13 protein-coding genes are annotated in these 17,726 nt (G+C 37.4%); 6 read left to right on the forward strand and 7 right to left on the reverse strand.

Going from position 1 to position 17,726, the window contains the following annotated elements; all coding sequences use genetic code 11:
• Positions 1 to 42 precede the first annotated feature (42 nt).
• Together AC4D4A_RS02115 and AC4D4A_RS02120 are read left to right on the forward strand one after the other, a co-directional pair.
• Positions 43 to 522: an acyl-CoA thioesterase gene (locus tag AC4D4A_RS02115; RefSeq protein ID WP_490994366.1), complete on the forward strand. Its 480-nt coding sequence runs from the start codon at positions 43 to 45 to the stop codon at positions 520 to 522.
• Positions 523 to 1,256: 734 nt separating this feature from the next.
• Positions 1,257 to 1,598: a PTS sugar transporter subunit IIA gene (locus AC4D4A_RS02120; RefSeq protein ID WP_490994367.1), complete on the forward strand. Its 342-nt coding sequence runs from the start codon at positions 1,257 to 1,259 to the stop codon at positions 1,596 to 1,598.
• 462 nt (positions 1,599 to 2,060) lie between these two features.
• On the opposite strand, the gene AC4D4A_RS02125 is transcribed toward AC4D4A_RS02120, so the two are convergent.
• The gene (locus tag AC4D4A_RS02125; RefSeq protein WP_066103579.1) at positions 2,061 to 2,312 is read right to left on the reverse strand and encodes an alpha/beta-type small acid-soluble spore protein; all 252 of its coding nucleotides are present in this window, start codon (positions 2,310 to 2,312) and stop codon (positions 2,061 to 2,063) included.
• Positions 2,313 to 2,430: 118 nt separating this feature from the next.
• On the opposite strand from AC4D4A_RS02125, the gene AC4D4A_RS02130 reads away from it, so the two are divergent.
• On the forward strand, positions 2,431 to 3,195 hold the full coding sequence (locus AC4D4A_RS02130; RefSeq protein WP_490994368.1) for an exodeoxyribonuclease III: 765 nt from the start codon (positions 2,431 to 2,433) through the stop codon (positions 3,193 to 3,195).
• Between the two features lie 146 nt (positions 3,196 to 3,341).
• Here AC4D4A_RS02130 and AC4D4A_RS02135 read toward each other — a convergent pair whose 3' ends face one another.
• The 3 genes from AC4D4A_RS02135 to AC4D4A_RS02145 form a co-directional block, all read right to left on the reverse strand.
• On the reverse strand, positions 3,342 to 3,704 hold the full coding sequence (locus AC4D4A_RS02135) for a DUF3021 family protein (protein WP_490994369.1): 363 nt from the start codon (positions 3,702 to 3,704) through the stop codon (positions 3,342 to 3,344).
• An 83-nt stretch (positions 3,705 to 3,787) separates the two neighbouring features.
• Positions 3,788 to 5,062, reverse strand: a complete 1,275-nt coding sequence (locus tag AC4D4A_RS02140) for an MFS transporter (RefSeq protein ID WP_490994370.1) — start codon at positions 5,060 to 5,062, stop codon at positions 3,788 to 3,790.
• 12 nt (positions 5,063 to 5,074) lie between these two features.
• Positions 5,075 to 6,391, reverse strand: coding sequence for an alkaline phosphatase family protein (locus tag AC4D4A_RS02145; RefSeq protein ID WP_490994371.1), 1,317 nt, complete (start codon positions 6,389 to 6,391; stop codon positions 5,075 to 5,077).
• A gap of 306 nt (positions 6,392 to 6,697) precedes the next feature.
• Between AC4D4A_RS02145 and AC4D4A_RS02150 the strand changes: the two genes are divergently transcribed.
• The 3 genes from AC4D4A_RS02150 to AC4D4A_RS02160 all read left to right on the forward strand — a co-directional run bounded on the left by AC4D4A_RS02150 (position 6,698) and on the right by AC4D4A_RS02160 (position 12,568).
• Positions 6,698 to 7,516, forward strand: a complete 819-nt coding sequence (locus tag AC4D4A_RS02150) for a pyruvate, water dikinase regulatory protein (protein ID WP_490994372.1) — start codon at positions 6,698 to 6,700, stop codon at positions 7,514 to 7,516.
• Complete coding sequence (ppdK, locus tag AC4D4A_RS02155; RefSeq protein WP_490994373.1) at positions 7,516 to 10,179, forward strand: pyruvate, phosphate dikinase; 2,664 nt, start codon at positions 7,516 to 7,518, stop codon at positions 10,177 to 10,179. Before AC4D4A_RS02150 ends, ppdK begins: the two co-directional genes overlap by 1 nt.
• 214 nt (positions 10,180 to 10,393) lie before the next feature.
• Positions 10,394 to 12,568, forward strand: coding sequence for an ATP-dependent Clp protease ATP-binding subunit (locus tag AC4D4A_RS02160; RefSeq protein ID WP_490994374.1), 2,175 nt, complete (start codon positions 10,394 to 10,396; stop codon positions 12,566 to 12,568).
• An 85-nt stretch (positions 12,569 to 12,653) separates the two neighbouring features.
• On the opposite strand, the gene AC4D4A_RS02165 is transcribed toward AC4D4A_RS02160, so the two are convergent.
• From AC4D4A_RS02165 to AC4D4A_RS02175, 3 genes are all read right to left on the reverse strand, one after another.
• Positions 12,654 to 14,147, reverse strand: a complete 1,494-nt coding sequence (locus AC4D4A_RS02165; RefSeq protein ID WP_490994375.1) for a potassium/proton antiporter — start codon at positions 14,145 to 14,147, stop codon at positions 12,654 to 12,656.
• 170 nt (positions 14,148 to 14,317) lie between these two features.
• The gene (locus AC4D4A_RS02170) at positions 14,318 to 15,319 is read right to left on the reverse strand and encodes a PfkB family carbohydrate kinase (protein ID WP_490994376.1); all 1,002 of its coding nucleotides are present in this window, start codon (positions 15,317 to 15,319) and stop codon (positions 14,318 to 14,320) included.
• Between the two features lie 84 nt (positions 15,320 to 15,403).
• Entirely contained in the window at positions 15,404 to 17,710 is a 2,307-nt protein-coding gene (locus AC4D4A_RS02175) for a glycoside hydrolase family 2 protein (protein WP_490994377.1), read from the reverse strand.
• Between the last annotated feature and the right edge of the window lie 16 nt (positions 17,711 to 17,726).

Genomic DNA, 17,726 nt, shown 5'->3' on the forward strand with positions numbered 1-17,726 from the left:
TATTGGGATAAATAGAATATAATAGGTTAGGGGTCGAGCGCCATGTTGGATGAAGGCAAATTACCAAGTAATTCAAAAGCTTATTTGACTGATTTAGTTTTACCTGCTGATACAAATCAGTACAATTCGATTTTTGGTGGTAAGGTAATGGCGTATGTTGATAAAATTGCAGGAATTGCTGCGATGCGTCATTGTAGAAAACCAGTGGTTACAGCTTCAAGTGATTCGTTCGATTTTCATGCTCCTATTAAATCTGGGCAGGCTATCTGTTTGGAGGCGTTTGTTACTTGGTCACACAATACCTCAATGGTGGTGTATGTAAGGGTTGAAGGAGAGAATCTGATGACTGGAGAAAGAAGACTAACGTCTGAGGCATTCCTGACCATGATTGCGATTGATAAAGATGGAAAGCCCTCTTCAGTTCCTAAAGTACTGCCTGAAACCGAGCTTGAAAAAGAGCTGTATAATCGTGCTGAAGCGAAGTATCAAGAACGGAAAATGAGAAAGCAGAAATCTAAATAAGGGAGTCACCAAAGCCTTGGAAATATGTTTTTCAAGGTTTTATGATGATTTTTGTAACGGCTAATACTCCTCAATTATTCCTGCTTTTTAAAAAGAAATAGTCCTAAATTAGAAGGATATTTCTAGAGATGAATAGCTATAGTTGAGTTACTTCTACCAAAGAAGAGAGAAAACATATACATAAATCCAGACCGAATTCAGTAATCTGAGGGAGCTAGTTTACTATTATAGAGATTAACACAGATGATAACAGGGAGGGCTGAGGCCTTCCCTTTTTTATTTCTGAAAAATAAATATGGTATCTGACTCTTCTAGATATTTCATATTAACCATATGTATACCTACGAAACTGAACAGGGTTTACAGAGAGTGATATAGACTCAAGATCAGATGTTCAGTATTAATTGGATGATTATCCTATCATAAAAATCTTAGGATCGTCAGATATAAATAACTCAAACCAAGGTACTATATTATATGAAAATACTATTTATGAATGCTGATGATTATGAGATTTAGTGCATTTGAAATTTCTGGTTAGTAAGCTTTTAAAAAGGGTATTGTTTTATCAACGTTATGAATGATTTTTCGACTATGGAATATTGATTGGAAATTCCAATCTGATACGTATTAAAACATATGAAAATATGGATAGCATAAGATAAAGCAGGAGAATCAGAGAGGAGGACTGCAATATTATAAAATATCAAATCTATCTAAATGGAGGGAAAATGATGAATGAAATAGAAAAATTCAGGTTAATTCTCCATGGTGGAGACGGTCGAAGCTGTGCGGTGGAAGCAATTGCTGCAGCGAAGCACGGAGATTATAGCCTAGCTCACCAAAAATTGAAAGAATCAACAGATGCTATTCTAATGGCTCATCAAACGCAAGTTTCTTTATTACAGAAAGAAACGGAAGAAGAAGTTATGAATGTATCATTCTTAATGCTACTTGCACAGAATAATCTGATGAAAACCTTGACAGTTAAGAATATGGCTGCTGAATTTGTAGAATTATATGAAAGAAGCGAGTTACACACCGGAATTGATAGAAGAATTTATAAAAATGTATGAGGAATAAATTGGCTGTGAAGGGATCATGGTTTACCCATATGGAAGATGGCAAATAAAAACTGGACAGAGTAAAAGCGTTGACAAATTAAAAAGAAGGTTTGCCTTTGCCTATATGTATTATCATTGAATTGATGGGTAGAAAGGCATTACAATAAGTTGTCAATGAATAAAGGAGCAATCAGGAAGTTTACTCTATGACAGCGTTGTTGAAATCAGCTGTATTATTACAAGTAAGGGCCTTACCAATAGCAATTGGCGATCTTCCGGTTGCGTCTGAGTACAGTAAAGTAAATTAAATCATTTGGTAATTTTAGGAAACAAAGGATTAGCTGTAATTGAGTTAACCAGCAATCAACTTGTATCTTTGGGAGTTAACAAAATAGTTGAAAAACTCTGTAGCTCTATAAATTTCAGCTTTTATAATTCTTCACTTAACTTTTTTTGAAGCCTGAGAGGCTTTTTTTATTGCCTCAATATATTTTCCTTTGCCAATTTGGTTAATTCCTTCACCATGCTTCCACCTAGTTTACCACCGATTTTTCCTGCATCTGCTGCAGCAATGCGACCATTATATCCTTCATTGAGGGGAATGCCAAGATCTTTAGCTACTTCATATTTTGCTCTGTCCGGGTGGTCGGCTTGCGCCACTTTTGCTTTCAGCTGATCTAATTGTTCCCTGGATTCAGGTACTAAAATCTTTCTGCGTTTGGCCATCGTAAATCACGTCTCCTTTAAATATAAGGTGCCCAAACCGCATTTTATCTACTCGATTTGTTATAATTAATTTTATATGAATTAGATAGAGATATTTAGCAGGGGGAAAATTGAAGTTATGAAATTTGTTTCTTGGAATGTGAATGGGATAAGAGCTTGCGTTGGAAAAGGTTTTTTGGATACTTTTAAAGAATTAAACGCTGATATATTTTGTTTGCAGGAAACTAAACTGCAGGAGGGCCAGATTAATCTGGAGCTGGATGGCTATTATCAATACTGGAATTACGCTGTAAAAAAAGGATACTCAGGCACGGCAATTTTTACTCGTCAAAAACCATTATCCGTTAAATACGGGATTGGGAATGATGAGTATGATGTGGAAGGCAGAGCCATTACATTGGAATTTGATCAATTTTTCATTGTAAATGTGTATACACCAAATTCACAGCGTGACCTGGCAAGGCTTGGGTACCGCTTGGTTTGGGAAGATTTACTTTATGCTTACTTACATGAATTGAATAAAGAGAAAGCAGTGGTTCTAACGGGAGATTTAAATGTCGCTCATAAACCCGAAGATTTACGAAACCCCAAATCAAATAAAGGGAATTCTGGCTTCACTGATGAGGAACGGGGTAAAATGACAGCTTTACTAAATAGCGGATTTGTAGACTCATTCCGTTACCTCTATCCTGATAAAACAGAAATGTATAGCTGGTGGTCTTATATGAGTAAAGTTCGCGAACGTAATATTGGGTGGCGGATCGACTACTTTATTGTGTCTGAATCGATCGCTAATTTGATTACCGGTGCAGAAATCCACACATCTATTATGGGAAGTGATCATTGTCCAATTTCTTTGGAAATGAATTTTGAGTCGATGTAATTTTTAGTTAGTCGTATAGAGAAGTCCATATTCAAAAGTAAGGCATTAATCGTATAAAAATTATTTGAAAACAAAGAAACACTTTCAGCATTTCGAGAAAGTGTTTCTTTTTGTTTGTTAAAGCATTCTGTAAATCTCTTTATGGTTTACCGTTTGATTAGAATACCAAAAATGAGGTAGAAGATACTCCATAAAGTAATTACCCATATCAAAAAGATACCCAATAAGGCTGCAATATCCATTAAAGATTTTATTTCAAACCATCCACTGAAAATAAGACATGGAAAAATGGTCAAAAGCATAAAACCAAAGTGGATTATACTCTGCTTCTTCAACGACCAGCCATCAATACTGTATATAACTAAAAAACCTGCAACTAGAGCACTGATTATACCCACAATAAACGTACTTCTTACCTCATGAACCGGTCCGGATCCGTAATAAAGAACAATTGAAATAATAGTCATAATAAATATAGGTATAACCGCTCTTATCCTTGCTGCCTCCATAACCGATTGTCTTCACCTCGTTCATATATCATCTTTCCAAGAGTGGACCTTATCAATAAACAGATTATTTTTGTTAACGTGATTTATAATTTTGCCGAAACAGTGGGGGCATACTGGGCAGTATTTGGCACATGGAGCATGAAGAGCCCGCCAATGATAAATAGGACCACTAAACTAAGCACACCAATATTTGTATTGCCGGTAATTTGCGTTGTGATTCCCATTAAAAATGGACCGGTAATCGCAGCAAATTTTCCAAAGATATTATAAAAGCCAAAAAATTCATTTGAAGACTCTTTTGGCACAAGTTTAGCATAATAGGAGCGACTTAAAGCCTGAATCCCACCCTGTGACGTACCAACCAGGATAGCCAATATCCAAAAATCAAGCGCTGATGTAATAAAATAAGCATAGATACAAATAAATGTGTAGATTGCTATTCCTACTAAAATCATGATTTTTTCATTGTATTTAGCTGCCAGTCTGGCATAGAGCAATGAGAATGGGGCGGCTATGACTTGGGTGACAAACAAAACAATTAACAGGGTCGTCGAGCTAAAGCCTAAATCAGTTCCATAAGCAGTCGACATCGTAATAATCGTATGCACACCATCAATATAAAAAAAATAGGCAATTAGGAAAATAAACAAATGACGATAGGCCCTGATATTTTGGAATGTAGCAAACAGGCGTTTAAAACTCATCCTGATTGGGTTTCTGACCCGTTCAATATAATATGTTTGCTGTACATTTCTTAACAGTGGAATCGTAAATAATCCCCACCATAGTGCTGTGATTATAAAGGCTGCTTGCATTGCCGCTGTAATGGAGAGTGGAATGATTTTTTGTTGAGCGAGCAGAGTGAGGGCAATCCCAATGATAAATGGGATGGTACTTCCTATATACCCTAATGCATATCCGTGAGCAGAGAGTTTACTCATTTTATTGTCATCTGTCACATCTACTAAAAAGGCATCATAAAAAATATTTGCGCCTGCAAAACCAATGGAAGTGATGATGTAGCAAATCAATAAAATGATCCATTGATCAAAAGGTACGATTGCTAGCATAAAAGTGAAGAGTATCCCTAGTGAAAAAAAGAAAATAAAGAAACGTTTCTTAAATCCTTTGAAATCTGCAATTGTGCCCAAGAGTGGTGCCAAAATAGAGATTAATAAAGTACCAATAGAATTGGCATACCCCCAATAAGCAGTTGAAGTAGCATTTGATATATTGGCTGCATCAGCGGCTGCTTTGAAATAAATAGGGAAGATGGCTGTCACAATGACAATTGAATAGGCTGAATTTGCCCAATCATAAAAAGCCCAGCTTTTCTCCTGTTTTGTTAGTGAACTCATACCTTACCTCCTTTATTCTTTTGGCTGGATAAACGCGTCGATCACTTTTCCGTCTGTTTCTCCCAGGGAGAGACCCAGCATAGTGGCTAATGTAGGTCCTATATCGACAAGGTGCATGTTTGGAATGATTTGTCCGCATGAGACTCCTTTGCCTGCTGCCATAAATATGGTGCTGTAATCTGGTTTTTGAGGAGAATATCCATGTGTAGCCAATGTATATTTCGGTTCACGCTTCACATCTTCTGCGCTTATATACCTTATAAAATCGCCTTCATAAGATTCCGTGAAATAAAACCCTTTTCTTGCTTCAAGCATGAAGGCGCAAGCTGGGTCAGCTCCTAAATTTTCTGCTTCAGAACCAGTCAGGATTTGTTCAATCCCGTTATCCTCGTTCTCCATTAATTGAGTCAATAATGACTGAATTCGTTTATAAGTAACGATATCTTCCTTATCTTTTACGTAAATATATGCTGATCCATCACAGGATTTACAATAAGCCTTCCAACTGATCAATTTTCCACGTTTGTTAATATGTATAAAATTTTCCCGTTTAAATAGGGTGTTTACTTGGATCGCTTTATTTTCATCTAATGCACTGTGATCCCCGAGAACAATAACTGTTGTTTCTTCATATAATTGTAGTTCTTTCAATGTGGTAATAATTTGGCCAAGACGTTCATTATGCCTAGTCAGTGCTTCATTAGCTTCCCTGGAATCGAATCCATGGTCATGTCTCTTTGAATCCAAATCTGTGAAATGAACGAGAAGTAAGTGTGGTTGCTTCGTTTTGATTGTATCCAGGCAAGAGGCCAGTACAAAGTCATCTAAATGTGGTTGACTCAGTCCATGTCTCAGGTGGCCGAATTTTTTATTCAGCTTCCACTGGTAGAGAGGACTGCCACTGAAGAGTGAGACAAGCAGTTGAGTTTGCCAGGGCCGGTTTGGAAAAATTTCCGGCAAATTGTAATCGATTTTTGCACGGCCAGTGACAGGCCATAAAAGGGAAGCGGTTGTTAGGTTGGCTTTTTTTGCCTGATCATATAAAGTAGTGCCTTTAATAGAAGATCTGTACCATTGCCAATCAGGAGATTTTCGCCCAGGCTGAATAAGCGTATTATTGATAATCCCATGTCTACTCGGATAATTCCCTGTAATGATGGATGTATGACAAGGATAGGTTAAAGATGGATAAATGGTTTGTACTTGGTTTGCATAAGATCCTCTCTCAATTATATCTCTGAAGTGCGTTAAATTAGTTAATTTAGGGAAATCCAATGCAGATAAGCAATCAAATGATATTACAATTATTCGCTTTGTTAGGCCGTTCATAGGTACCTCCTTTCCGCTTTATCTTTTATTTTACTATTGTGTAATGAATTGTATAGTTTATTTTTTGAAAATAAATAAAATTGAGATATATTTATATATAATAGATAATTCACAAAAAGTAGATTGTGTTATACTAATTGTTAAAAAGTATGACATATTTATTTTAATTTTAAATAAGTGATGATACTATTAAGTTAGCGAAAATAAATAGAGGTTGATTTAGAGGGAGATGAACAGGAAAGAAGTCGTCATTGCTTATTTATTACGAAATACATAACTAATTTATGGATAGAAGGGAATTGGCCGATGAACAAGAGGGAAATTGTATACGTTATATCTGATTCGGTAGGAGAAACAGCAGAATTTGTCGTAAAGGCGGTTGCCACACAGTTTAATGGCGGACAAGTAGATATTAGAAGAAATTCATATGTAAAAAGTGAAGAAGATATTGATGAAATTATCAATTTAGCAAAACAGGACTCCTCCATTATTGCGTACACCCTTGTTATTCCTTCCTTAAAAGAGTATGTGGATTTGCGGGCTAAAGAAGCGAATGTTGTAGCAGTTGATCTGTTATCTCCATTATTAAATGCATTTGAGGAAAAATTCCATAAGCCAGCCAATCATCTTTCAGGATTAACCAGACAATTGGATGAAGACTATTTTCGTAAGGTTGAAGCAGTTGAATTTGCCGTCAAGTACGATGATGGTAAAGATGCAAGGGGTCTTTTAAATGCAGATATTGTGATAATAGGAGTTTCAAGAACTTCAAAAACTCCATTATCCATGTATTTAGCACACAAAGGGTACAAGGTAGCCAATGTACCGTTAGTTCCAGAAGTTTCACCGCCTGATGAGTTATTTAAAATTAAAAAGAGTAAATGTGTAGGTCTGATTATTACTCCAAATCAGTTGAACGCAATACGTAAAGAAAGATTAAAATCATTGGGGTTAACCTCTCAGTCTAACTATGCCAGTTATGAGCGGATATTAGAGGAATTGGAGTATGCCGAAAAGATTATGAAAAGAGTCGGCTGCCCGATCATTAATGTTTCCAATAAAGCTATTGAAGAAACAGCGAGTATTATTTTGGATATTTTAAAAGGTGAGAGGAGCTATGTATGATGACTAAATACGTTTATCTTTTTAACGAAGGAAATAGTAATATGAAAGATTTATTGGGTGGTAAAGGCGCCAATTTAGCTGAAATGACGAATATCGGTTTGCCTGTACCATTCGGATTCACCATCAGTACAGAAGCCTGTAACTCTTATTATGAAAATGAAAAACAAATTACTGACGAGATGGAAGAGCAAATTCTCGAGGCACTACATAGTCTTGAACAGAGCACTGGTAAAAAACTTGGCGACCCAAACAATCCACTCTTAGTTTCAGTCAGGTCAGGATCCGTTTTCTCGATGCCAGGTATGATGGATACTGTGTTAAATCTCGGGATGAATGATAAAACGGTTATTGGTATGGCAGAGTTAACAGGAAATCCAAGGTTTGCTTATGACTCTTATCGCCGTTTCATTCAAATGTTCAGCGATGTTGTTTTGGGAGTTGATGGATTTTATTTTGAGCAATTGCTGGAAGATATACGTGAACAAAAAGGGTATCAAAATGATCCTGAATTAACCGCCGAAGATTGGAAAATAGTTATAGAAGGTTATAAAAATATTGTTAAAAAGCACACGAAACAAAGTTTCCCGGAGGATCCACGTGAGCAAATGTTTTTAGCTGTTAAAGCGGTATTTGATTCCTGGAATAATCAGCGTGCAAAAGTGTACAGACGTTTAAATAAAATTCCTGGACATTTAGGAACAGCAGTTAATATTCAAAGCATGGTTTTTGGGAATATGGGTGAAGATTCCGGAACAGGAGTGGCATTTACCCGAAACCCATCCACCGGAGAGCATGTTTTATATGGGGAATATTTAATTAATGCTCAGGGAGAAGATGTAGTTGCGGGAATCAGGACACCACAGCCTATACATACCTTGGAAAATGATATGCCAGATGTTTTTGAACAATTCGTAAATACATGCAAGCAGCTTGAAAAACACTATTTGGATTTGCAGGATATAGAATTTACGGTTGAGCGTGGACAATTATACATTCTTCAAACGAGATCCGGTAAACGTACTGCACAGGCAGCCATTAGAATTGCTGTAGAAATGGTGCAGGAAGGGATCATCGATAAAAAAACAGCGCTGTTAAGAGTAGATCCGGAGCAATTGGATCAGCTACTCCACTCCCGAATTGATGACACTTATGAACGAAAACAACTGGCTAAAGGCCTTCCAGCATCACCTGGATCTGCTACAGGCCAAGTAGTATTTGATGCGAATGAAGCAGAAAGATTGGGCAATGACGGCCAAAAGGTCATTCTTGTCCGTCCTGAGACGACACCTGATGATATTCATGGAATAGTTGCTGCCCAGGCAATTGTTACAACCCGTGGGGGAATGACAAGCCATGCTGCCGTGGTAGCGAGAGGTATGGGAAAGCCATGTATCTGCGGCTGTGAGCCATTAAAGATTGATTTAAAAGAAAAGCAATTCAGAGTTGGCGATACAGTAGTGAACCATCATGATACCATTACGATAGATGGATCTACAGGTGAAATCATGCTTGGAGAGATTCCAATGATTGATCCAGAATTATCGGATGAATTTTTAACTTTATTATCATGGGCGGATGAAACTAGAAAACTAGGGGTACGTGCAAATGCCGACAATCCAGAGGATGCAAGAAAGGCTCTCGAATTTGGGGCTGGCGGAATCGGACTATGTCGAACAGAGCATATGTTCATGGATGCAAAACGTGTACCGTTTGTCCAACAAATGATTCTTTCTGAGACCATTGCGGAAAGAAATAAAGCATTAGAATATTTATTGCCAATGCAGCAAGAGGATTTTGAAGGCATTTTTGAAGCCATGCAGGGAAATCCGGTTACTATTCGCTTATTAGATCCACCATTACATGAATTCTTACCTGATAAAGAAGAATTAATCATCGAAGTGACGAAGCTTCAAATTACTGATCCTGATTCAAAGGAATTAATGAAAAAAGAGCAACTGTTAAAAAAGGTTCGTCAATTGGATGAATTTAATCCTATGCTTGGACATCGCGGTTGCCGATTAGGCATGATTCATCCAGAAATATACGGCATGCAGGCAAAAGCTATTTTCTATGCGATTGCTAACTTAATGGAGCGCGGTATTCCGGTTCAGCCTGAGATCATGATTCCGCTTGTTGGACATGTGAATGAATTGAAACAAATGCGACAATTGGTGATGGATACAGCGATTCAGGTAGAGGCAGAAACGGTCAAAAAGTTCCAGTACACGATTGGTACTATGATTGAAATCCCAAGGGCAGCACTTACTGCTGATCAAATTGCCAAAGAGGCAGACTTCTTCTCATTCGGTACTAACGATTTAACCCAAACAACTTTTGGATACAGCCGTGATGATGCGGAAGGGAAGTTTTTACAAACATATATAGAAGAAAAAGTCCTGCCTGAAAACCCTTTTGCAGTGTTAGACCAAGATGGTGTAGGAAAGCTGGTCGAAATGGGAGTGAAATTGGGCAGACAAACAAAACCTGAATTAAAAACTGGCATATGCGGGGAGCATGGCGGAGAAAAAATATCAATCGACTTCTGTTATAAAGCCGGTTTAGACTATGTAAGCTGTTCGCCTTATCGTGTTCCATTGGCAAGGCTGGCAGCTGCACAGGCAACTTTGCGATATGATGATATAAAGGAAGCCGTGACTAATTAATTATTTGTTTATCTAAGAAGCGCTGTATCAGGCGCTTCCTTTTTTTATGATTAAAAAATAAACAAATGGGTATAAAATAGTTGAAAGTCAAAAAAGGTCAGAGTATAATGTAATTAAGGTCAAAGATAGTCAAAGTCAAATTTACCAATTTTCAAATGAGTTTAGTAACTGTAAAACGATAAAATAAATTTAGAATTATAAGGAGGATACATCTATGGTTTGCGAAAAATGCCAACAAAACCAAGCAACTGTACAGATGCAATTAAGGGTGAATGGACATCAGGAAAATCATCATTTGTGTTCTTCATGCTATAAAGAGGAACGCAATAAATTAGGAGCTCAAATGGGAGGAATGAATTTACATCCATTTAAGCCATTTACATTAGAATCATTTTTCAACCAGGGTAACGGAAATTCATTTATGTCAGATATGTCTGGCTCAATGGACCAGACAAATCACAACCAGCATAAACAGGTCAGAACACAAACACAGCCGCCTAATGGTGGAGGATTACTTGATCAATACGGTCGTAACTTAACTTATAATGCAAAAGCAGGACTCATTGATCCAGTGATTGGACGTGAAGAAGAGGTTAAACGAGTAATTGAGATATTGAACAGACGTACGAAAAATAATCCAGTCCTGATCGGTGAACCAGGGGTTGGTAAAACAGCGATTGCTGAAGGACTTGCGCTTAAAATTGCGGAAGGGAATGTTCCCTTAAAACTAAAGGATAAAGAAGTATATCTGCTTGATGTTGCTTCCTTAGTATCCAATACTGGTATTCGTGGGCAATTTGAGGAACGGATGAAGCAGCTTATTCAAGAATTGCAAACAAGAAAAAATGTGATTCTGTTTATTGACGAAATTCATCAGCTTGTAGGTGCCGGATCTGCAGAGGGCTCCATGGATGCAGGGAATATTCTGAAACCAGCGCTTGCGCGTGGAGAGTTACAATTAGTAGGTGCAACAACATTAAATGAGTATCGTCAAATTGAAAAAGATGGGGCACTTGAAAGACGTTTCCAACCAGTAATGGTTAATGAGCCTACAACTGCAGAAGCGTTAGAAATTCTAAAAGGATTAAGAGAAAGATATGAATCCTACCATTCCGTTGAATTTAGTGATGAAGTATTAGAAGCAGCGGTAGAACTGTCACACCGCTATATTCAAGATCGTTTCTTGCCGGATAAAGCCATTGACTTAATGGATGAAGCTGGTTCTAAATTGAATTTGACAATTGAAAATCAAGGTGAAGAATCAGTAAAAGAAAGATTGGCGCAAATTCACAAAGAAAAAGAACAGGCATTAAAAACAGAAGCCTATGAACAGGCTGCCAAACTTCGAGACGAAGAAGAAAAACTTGAAAATATGCTTAAAACAGGAACTGGAGAAAAGCCGAAGGTAACTGTAGAAGATATCCAGAAAATCATCGAACAAAAAACAGGTATACCAGTAGGTAAGCTGCAAGAGGATGAAGCTGTTCGAATGAATAAGCTTCAAGAGGAACTTGAAAATAAAGTAATCGGTCAGGATGAGGCCGTTCAAAAAGTGGCGAAAGCTGTTCGCCGGAGCCGTGCCGGATTAAAAGCCAAAAATCGCCCAATTGGATCATTCTTATTTGTAGGTCCGACTGGAGTTGGGAAGACTGAGCTATCAAAAGCATTGGCAGAAGAATTGTTTGGCACAAAAGACTCTATGATTCGTTTAGATATGAGTGAATATATGGAGAAACACAGTGTGTCAAAATTAATTGGTTCTCCTCCGGGATATGTCGGACATGAAGAAGCCGGCCAATTAACCGAAAAGGTTCGCCGTAAACCATATAGCATCGTTCTATTGGATGAAATTGAAAAAGCTCATCCAGATGTGATGCACATGTTCCTGCAAATCCTTGAGGATGGACGTTTAACAGACAGTCAGGGACGCACAGTAAACTTTAAAGATACAGTGATTATTATGACAAGTAATGCAGGGGTCGGTGAGAAAGTTAAGAAAGTTGGTTTTGGAGCAGGCGGAGTAGAGGAAGAAGTATCTATTCTTCAATCTCTCGGCAGCTACTTCAAGCCTGAATTCTTAAACCGTTTTGATTCCATCATTGAGTTTAAATCATTAACGAAAGATAACCTACTTGAAATTGTAGATATTATGCTTGCTGAACTATATGAAATGCTTGATCATGAAGGATTGAAACTAACCGTAACAGTTGAAGTTAAAGAAAAACTGGCTGAGCTTGGATATAATCCTGCTTTTGGGGCACGTCCATTACGTCGAGTTATTCAAGAACAACTTGAGGATGGAATTGCGGATTGTGTCTTCAATCATCCAGATAAGAAAACATTTAAAGCAGAAGTAATCGAAAACCAAATAAAAGTAGTTGCTGTCTAATATAAATGCCTCCTATCTCAAGAATAGGAGGCATTTATTTGTTTAGAATTTGTTTATTCAATCGCAGTTTTGGAACAATAAAAAACTATTTTGATGTTTCATTGTGAGTTTTTTTCTTTTGCAGTAACTGTTTTACGCTGCGTTTTTTTAACTTAGGCGTCAATATATAGAGGAAATCGCCTTCCTTAATCACTGTGTCACCGGTAGGGGTAACCAATTTGTCATCTCTTATGATGGCATTGACCAATGTTTGGTCAGGGAATGGTATTTCAATTAGTGTTTTCCCAATCAAGAAAGAGTCCGGTTCCATTTGATATTCCACCATTTCAGCATTGGCCTTACCCAGTGAGACGATTTCAAGTGAATGCTTAGGGGGTTCACTGGCAGGCTCTGCTAATCCAAGTTTGCCAGCCGCGAAGGATATAGTGGATCCTTGTATTAAGCAGCTTGTTAATACAACAAAGAAGACTACATTAAAAATCAGGTGGCTGTCCCCAATGTTTGCAAGCAAGGGAAATGTTGCCAGGACAATTGGTACGGAGCCTTTCAAGCCAGCCCAGGATAAAAATACTTTCTCTTTAAAATTGAAATTCATTTTAATAGTAGAAATGAATACAGCTGCCGGCCTTGCAATCAGGATTAAAATAACAGAAAGCAACAGACCTTTTAAGATAATTTCAAGTGAAAATAAATCGTCTGGATTAACAAGTAAGCCTAATATAATGAACATTAAAATTTGCATCATCCAGGCAAATCCTTCGGCAAAGAACTGTGTGGCTTTTTCATAGGCGACCTCAGAGTTTCCAATGATAATAGCCATTACATAGACGGCCAGTAATCCACTTCCATTTAGATTGGCGGTAATACCGTATGTTAATAAAGCGAATGTAACAGCGAAAACAGGGTAAAGGCCAGTTGATTCCAAATTGATACGATTAAGTACAGCTACGGCTATTTTTCCAAATAACCAACCAAGCAGTAAACCAAGTCCCATTTGGACAATAAAAGATCCGATTAGATTACCTACATTCACTTCAGAAGAGGTAATCATTTCAATACAGGACACGGTTAAAAAGATTGCCATCGGGTCATTAGAACCAGATTCAGCCTCCAATGTTTTACCTGAATGGTCTTGTATGTTTTGTCCTTTCAATACAGCAAATACAGCTGCCGCATCTGTGGATCCAACAATTGAACCGAATAACATAGCTATCAGCCAATCAACATTAAGAATATAATGTGCTGCTACCGTAACAATTGCAGAGGTTATTAAAACACCAACGGTTGCAAGTGAAAGCGAAGGGAGAATAATTGGCCGCAATGATTTCCATCTAGTTTGTATTCCACCTTCAAACAAAATAATAATCAAGGCAACTACGCCAATCGTTTGTGCTAACCCTGCATTTGAAAAGTTAATTACGCCGAAGGTATCATTTCCCATGGCCATTCCGACCAGTATAAAAAAGACTAGTGAAGGGACTCCTAATTTTGCCGAGAATTTGGTAGACAGAATTCCGAGGATTAATAGGATTGCTGCTATTAAAATATAAAAATCAGTAGTTAGTACTTCAGATGGCATGAATATTCGACTCACTTTCTGCAAATCTATAATAGATGTTATTAGAATATATATAACTATCTCCATAATTGCGTAATCTTCAAACTTGTTTTTCAAGAATTGATTTTTATTGAAAGGGAGCAGAAGAGGGGAGAAAATGAAAAACAGGTGCTTTTTAGCACCTGGTTTCATTAACGTTTGATAACTACTTTTTCGTTTTCAACATCAAATTGTTGCACATCTGCTTTGCTGGCAATTTGAAAATCGCCGATAATCGTATGTTTCAAAGCGAATGATGATAGGGCAAAATTAATGATTTCTTGAGGACTGTATTGATTGTTGATTCCATATAATACGCCAGCTACAAATGAATCGCCTGTACCGATTCGATCAAGAACATTTACTTTTACCGGACCTGCTGTGAAGTGCTCTGATTCAGTTATAATGGCACATCGTAATTCTTGTACATTGTTACCAAGAATATTTCTTTCAGTTGTGTAAATTTGGTCAAACTGATACTCTTTTTGAAACTCTTTTAATAAAGCGATTTTTTCTTCAAATGTGTTAACTTCTCTTTTTTCCTGTCTGATTGTTAGAACGTCCAGGTAACTTCCGATAATAACATCAATATAAGGTAAGATTTCAATGTAAGCTTTTCTAGCTTCATCTAATGTCCATAATTTTGCACGATAGTTAAAGTCAAAGCTGATTTTAATGCCTTTTTGTTTTGCCGCCTTGACCAATTCCATAGTCGTTTCACGAGCATTTTTACTTGCACCTAAACTAATTCCGCTGACATGGAGCCATTTAACTTCGGAAAGCATCGCTTCAAAATCATAATCATTGGGCAAAGCTTCAACAAAAGCGGAGTTTTGGCGATCATAAGTGACTTCTGTAGGTCTGATGGAATGACCTTGTTCAACAAAGTATAAGCCCATTTTCTTTCCTTTATAGACGATATGATCAGTGTTTACACCATATTTTCTTAACTGTGTGACAGCGGCAAGCCCAAGGTTATTATCTGGTAAGCAAGTAGCATAGGAGGTTTTTTCACCCCAATGACTGAGAGCGACAGCAATATTTGCTTCAGAACCACCGTACATCATATCCAGCTGGCTTGCCTGAATTAACATTTGATGATTGGTTGGTGTTAAACGCAACAGCATTTCACCAAATAACATAATTGATTTCAATACGTGCACCTTCTTTATTTGACTAAGAATATAGGAAAGATAGCGACCGGGTATAAACCCAGATCGCTATTTCCATTTTTTAAATTAAGCTTTTTTAATTTTAATTAACTCTTTGTTAATGGCATACATCATTTTTTCAGTAAATATATCATCCGCCATGGATGCCAGCATATCAATTGACATACCTTCTGCCATACCGAACATTGGATTATCCTCATTGAATCCTTTTAAATACTTCTCTAATACTTTCTTAGTTTCTTCATTTTTATATAACTCACCGAGTGTATTGCGAGTAGAATATACATCATCAGTGATAACAAGTTCTTCAATTTCCATGTCTTCATCTAAATCAGGCATGTCAAACCAGTTAGCAACCACTCCGCCAGCATCACTTTCTGGAACTAGGTAGCTTGGATTTGGCTCATCCACTTTATTGAAGTGAGCAGTATCTTCGAAAGTATTTCCTTCGGATGTACCGATTGCCTTTACAGTATTCATTCCGTCTTCGAGTGCTACATCATTAAAGATAAAGGCAGCACGGTTACGTTCTGCTGTATAGGTAGTACCATTTACTACCAATGTTACATCCTCGCAGTTAGAATAAACTTTAACTGTAATTTTTCCGTCAGCACGATCTACAAAACGTTTGCTTGTAATGTGGACAAATTTTTCATCTGACCAATTTGCTTTATACATATAAAAAGCATCTTTTTTGATTTTACGATCATAAGTCATTAGGCCTTTATTATTTCGTCCTTTTACGCCGCCTTCGTCACGGATATTGGCACCGAAGTCAAACATATTCCAAACATATGTTGACCAAAGGAAAGGACGATCAGCGAAGATATTCCATACTGTTTCATGGTATAAAGTATGATATTCCTCTGTGTAATCTTTTACTTTTGGATCGTTTGTATGGTACTGGATAATACCCTCTGCACCGTACTCAGAGATACCAAGGCTAACTTGTGGGTTCGTTGCATGATAACCATCAATCCACTCGGCAAAATCTTCTGCCTTACCTTGATACCATCCGTAATATTTATTGTAACCAACCGTGTCCGTGATATAGTTGTATTCATCTGTGTCAGGAACAAACATAACGTTGGCCTGTGTAGTTAAACGTGTTGGATCTTCTTTTTTTGTTAACTCATTAAGTTCCTTAACAACTTTTCTGACTTCTGGTCTGTTACCGCCAATTTGAATCTCGTTTTGAACACCCCAGAATATAATGGAAGGGTGGTTGTAATTTTGTCGGATTAACTCAACCATTTGCTGTTTAGCATTTATACCCTCAAGCTCAGTCTTGGACATGATAGAGATAAACGGAATCTCAGCCCAAACAACCATACCTTCCCGGTCGCATAAATCATAGAAATATTGATCGTGTTGGTAGTGGGCAAGACGAATGGAAGTAGCGCCAACTTCTTTGATGAATTCCATATCTTCTTTGTGCTCTTTTTTAGTGATAGCCCAGCCCATATCTTTACGGTCCTGGTGACGGGAAACCCCATTAAGACGAAGGTGTTCTCCATTTAAGAAGAAGCCTTTTTCAGGATCCACTTTAAAGTAACGGACCCCAAATGGAATGGAAAGTTCATCAATTACATCATTATAGCTTGTTAAAGATAGGTTAGCTTCATACATATAGGCATTTTTACGGCCATTCCAAAGGATTGGGTTTTCGATGTTGATTGGCAATTCAACAACAGTAGTTTGTCCTGCTGGAAGAACAACCTCTTTTGCTCCATAAGCAGCTGTCTTACCTTCAGCATCAAGCATATCAACCCATAAACGAACTTTTTTCTCTTCTTCATGATCATTTGTAAGTCTAGTTTTAAGGGTAATGGACGCTTGTTCCTTCGTTACTTCGTCTTGAACGATATAAACCCCTTGAGAACCATGATCCATTAAATCAAAGTGAACATGGTTAGCAATAACTAAATTAACATCACGGTAAATTCCGCCAAAGAAAGTGAAGTCAGCCATTTGAGGATATACATCTTCAACAACTGTATTGTCGACTTTCACCGCAAGCGTGTTTTTGCCTCCAAAAGTAACAACATCTGTAATATCGAATCTGAAAATAGAATAACCGCCGCGATGCTGGCCAAGGTGTTGTCCATTAACATAAACATCTGTTATGCTATTGCTTCCATTAAATTCGATATATACTTTATTGCCGGCATTTACAGTATCTACAGTAAATTCTTTTCTGTACCAGCATGCTCCTTTATAAAAATCAAATCCATTTGCACCATCAATCGCATTCCACGTATGAGGGACATTTACAGACTCCCAATTAGCATCATCATAAACTTGGTTCATTGCATCTTGTACGTTTTCTTTAATGAATTTCCATGCGTCATTCAGATTAATTACTTTTCTCATGTATTGAACTCCCTGT

Source organism: Pradoshia sp. Z5_111, from assembly GCF_058267535.1.

Excerpts from the sequence above, each read along its gene's own strand:
- AC4D4A_RS02115 (WP_490994366.1), top strand. The coding sequence starts at position 43 with ATGTTGGATGAAGGCAAATTACCAAGTAATTCAAAAGCTTATTTGACT.
- AC4D4A_RS02120 (WP_490994367.1), top strand. The coding sequence starts at position 1,257 with ATGAATGAAATAGAAAAATTCAGGTTAATTCTCCATGGTGGAGACGGT.
- AC4D4A_RS02125 (WP_066103579.1), bottom strand. The coding sequence starts at position 2,312 with ATGGCCAAACGCAGAAAGATTTTAGTACCTGAATCCAGGGAACAATTA.
- AC4D4A_RS02130 (WP_490994368.1), top strand. The coding sequence starts at position 2,431 with ATGAAATTTGTTTCTTGGAATGTGAATGGGATAAGAGCTTGCGTTGGA.
- AC4D4A_RS02135 (WP_490994369.1), bottom strand. The coding sequence starts at position 3,704 with ATGGAGGCAGCAAGGATAAGAGCGGTTATACCTATATTTATTATGACT.
- AC4D4A_RS02140 (WP_490994370.1), bottom strand. The coding sequence starts at position 5,062 with ATGAGTTCACTAACAAAACAGGAGAAAAGCTGGGCTTTTTATGATTGG.
- AC4D4A_RS02145 (WP_490994371.1), bottom strand. The coding sequence starts at position 6,391 with ATGAACGGCCTAACAAAGCGAATAATTGTAATATCATTTGATTGCTTA.
- AC4D4A_RS02150 (WP_490994372.1), top strand. The coding sequence starts at position 6,698 with ATGAACAAGAGGGAAATTGTATACGTTATATCTGATTCGGTAGGAGAA.
- ppdK (WP_490994373.1), top strand. The coding sequence starts at position 7,516 with ATGACTAAATACGTTTATCTTTTTAACGAAGGAAATAGTAATATGAAA.
- AC4D4A_RS02160 (WP_490994374.1), top strand. The coding sequence starts at position 10,394 with ATGGTTTGCGAAAAATGCCAACAAAACCAAGCAACTGTACAGATGCAA.
- AC4D4A_RS02165 (WP_490994375.1), bottom strand. The coding sequence starts at position 14,147 with ATGCCATCTGAAGTACTAACTACTGATTTTTATATTTTAATAGCAGCA.
- AC4D4A_RS02175 (WP_490994377.1), bottom strand. The coding sequence starts at position 17,710 with ATGAGAAAAGTAATTAATCTGAATGACGCATGGAAATTCATTAAAGAA.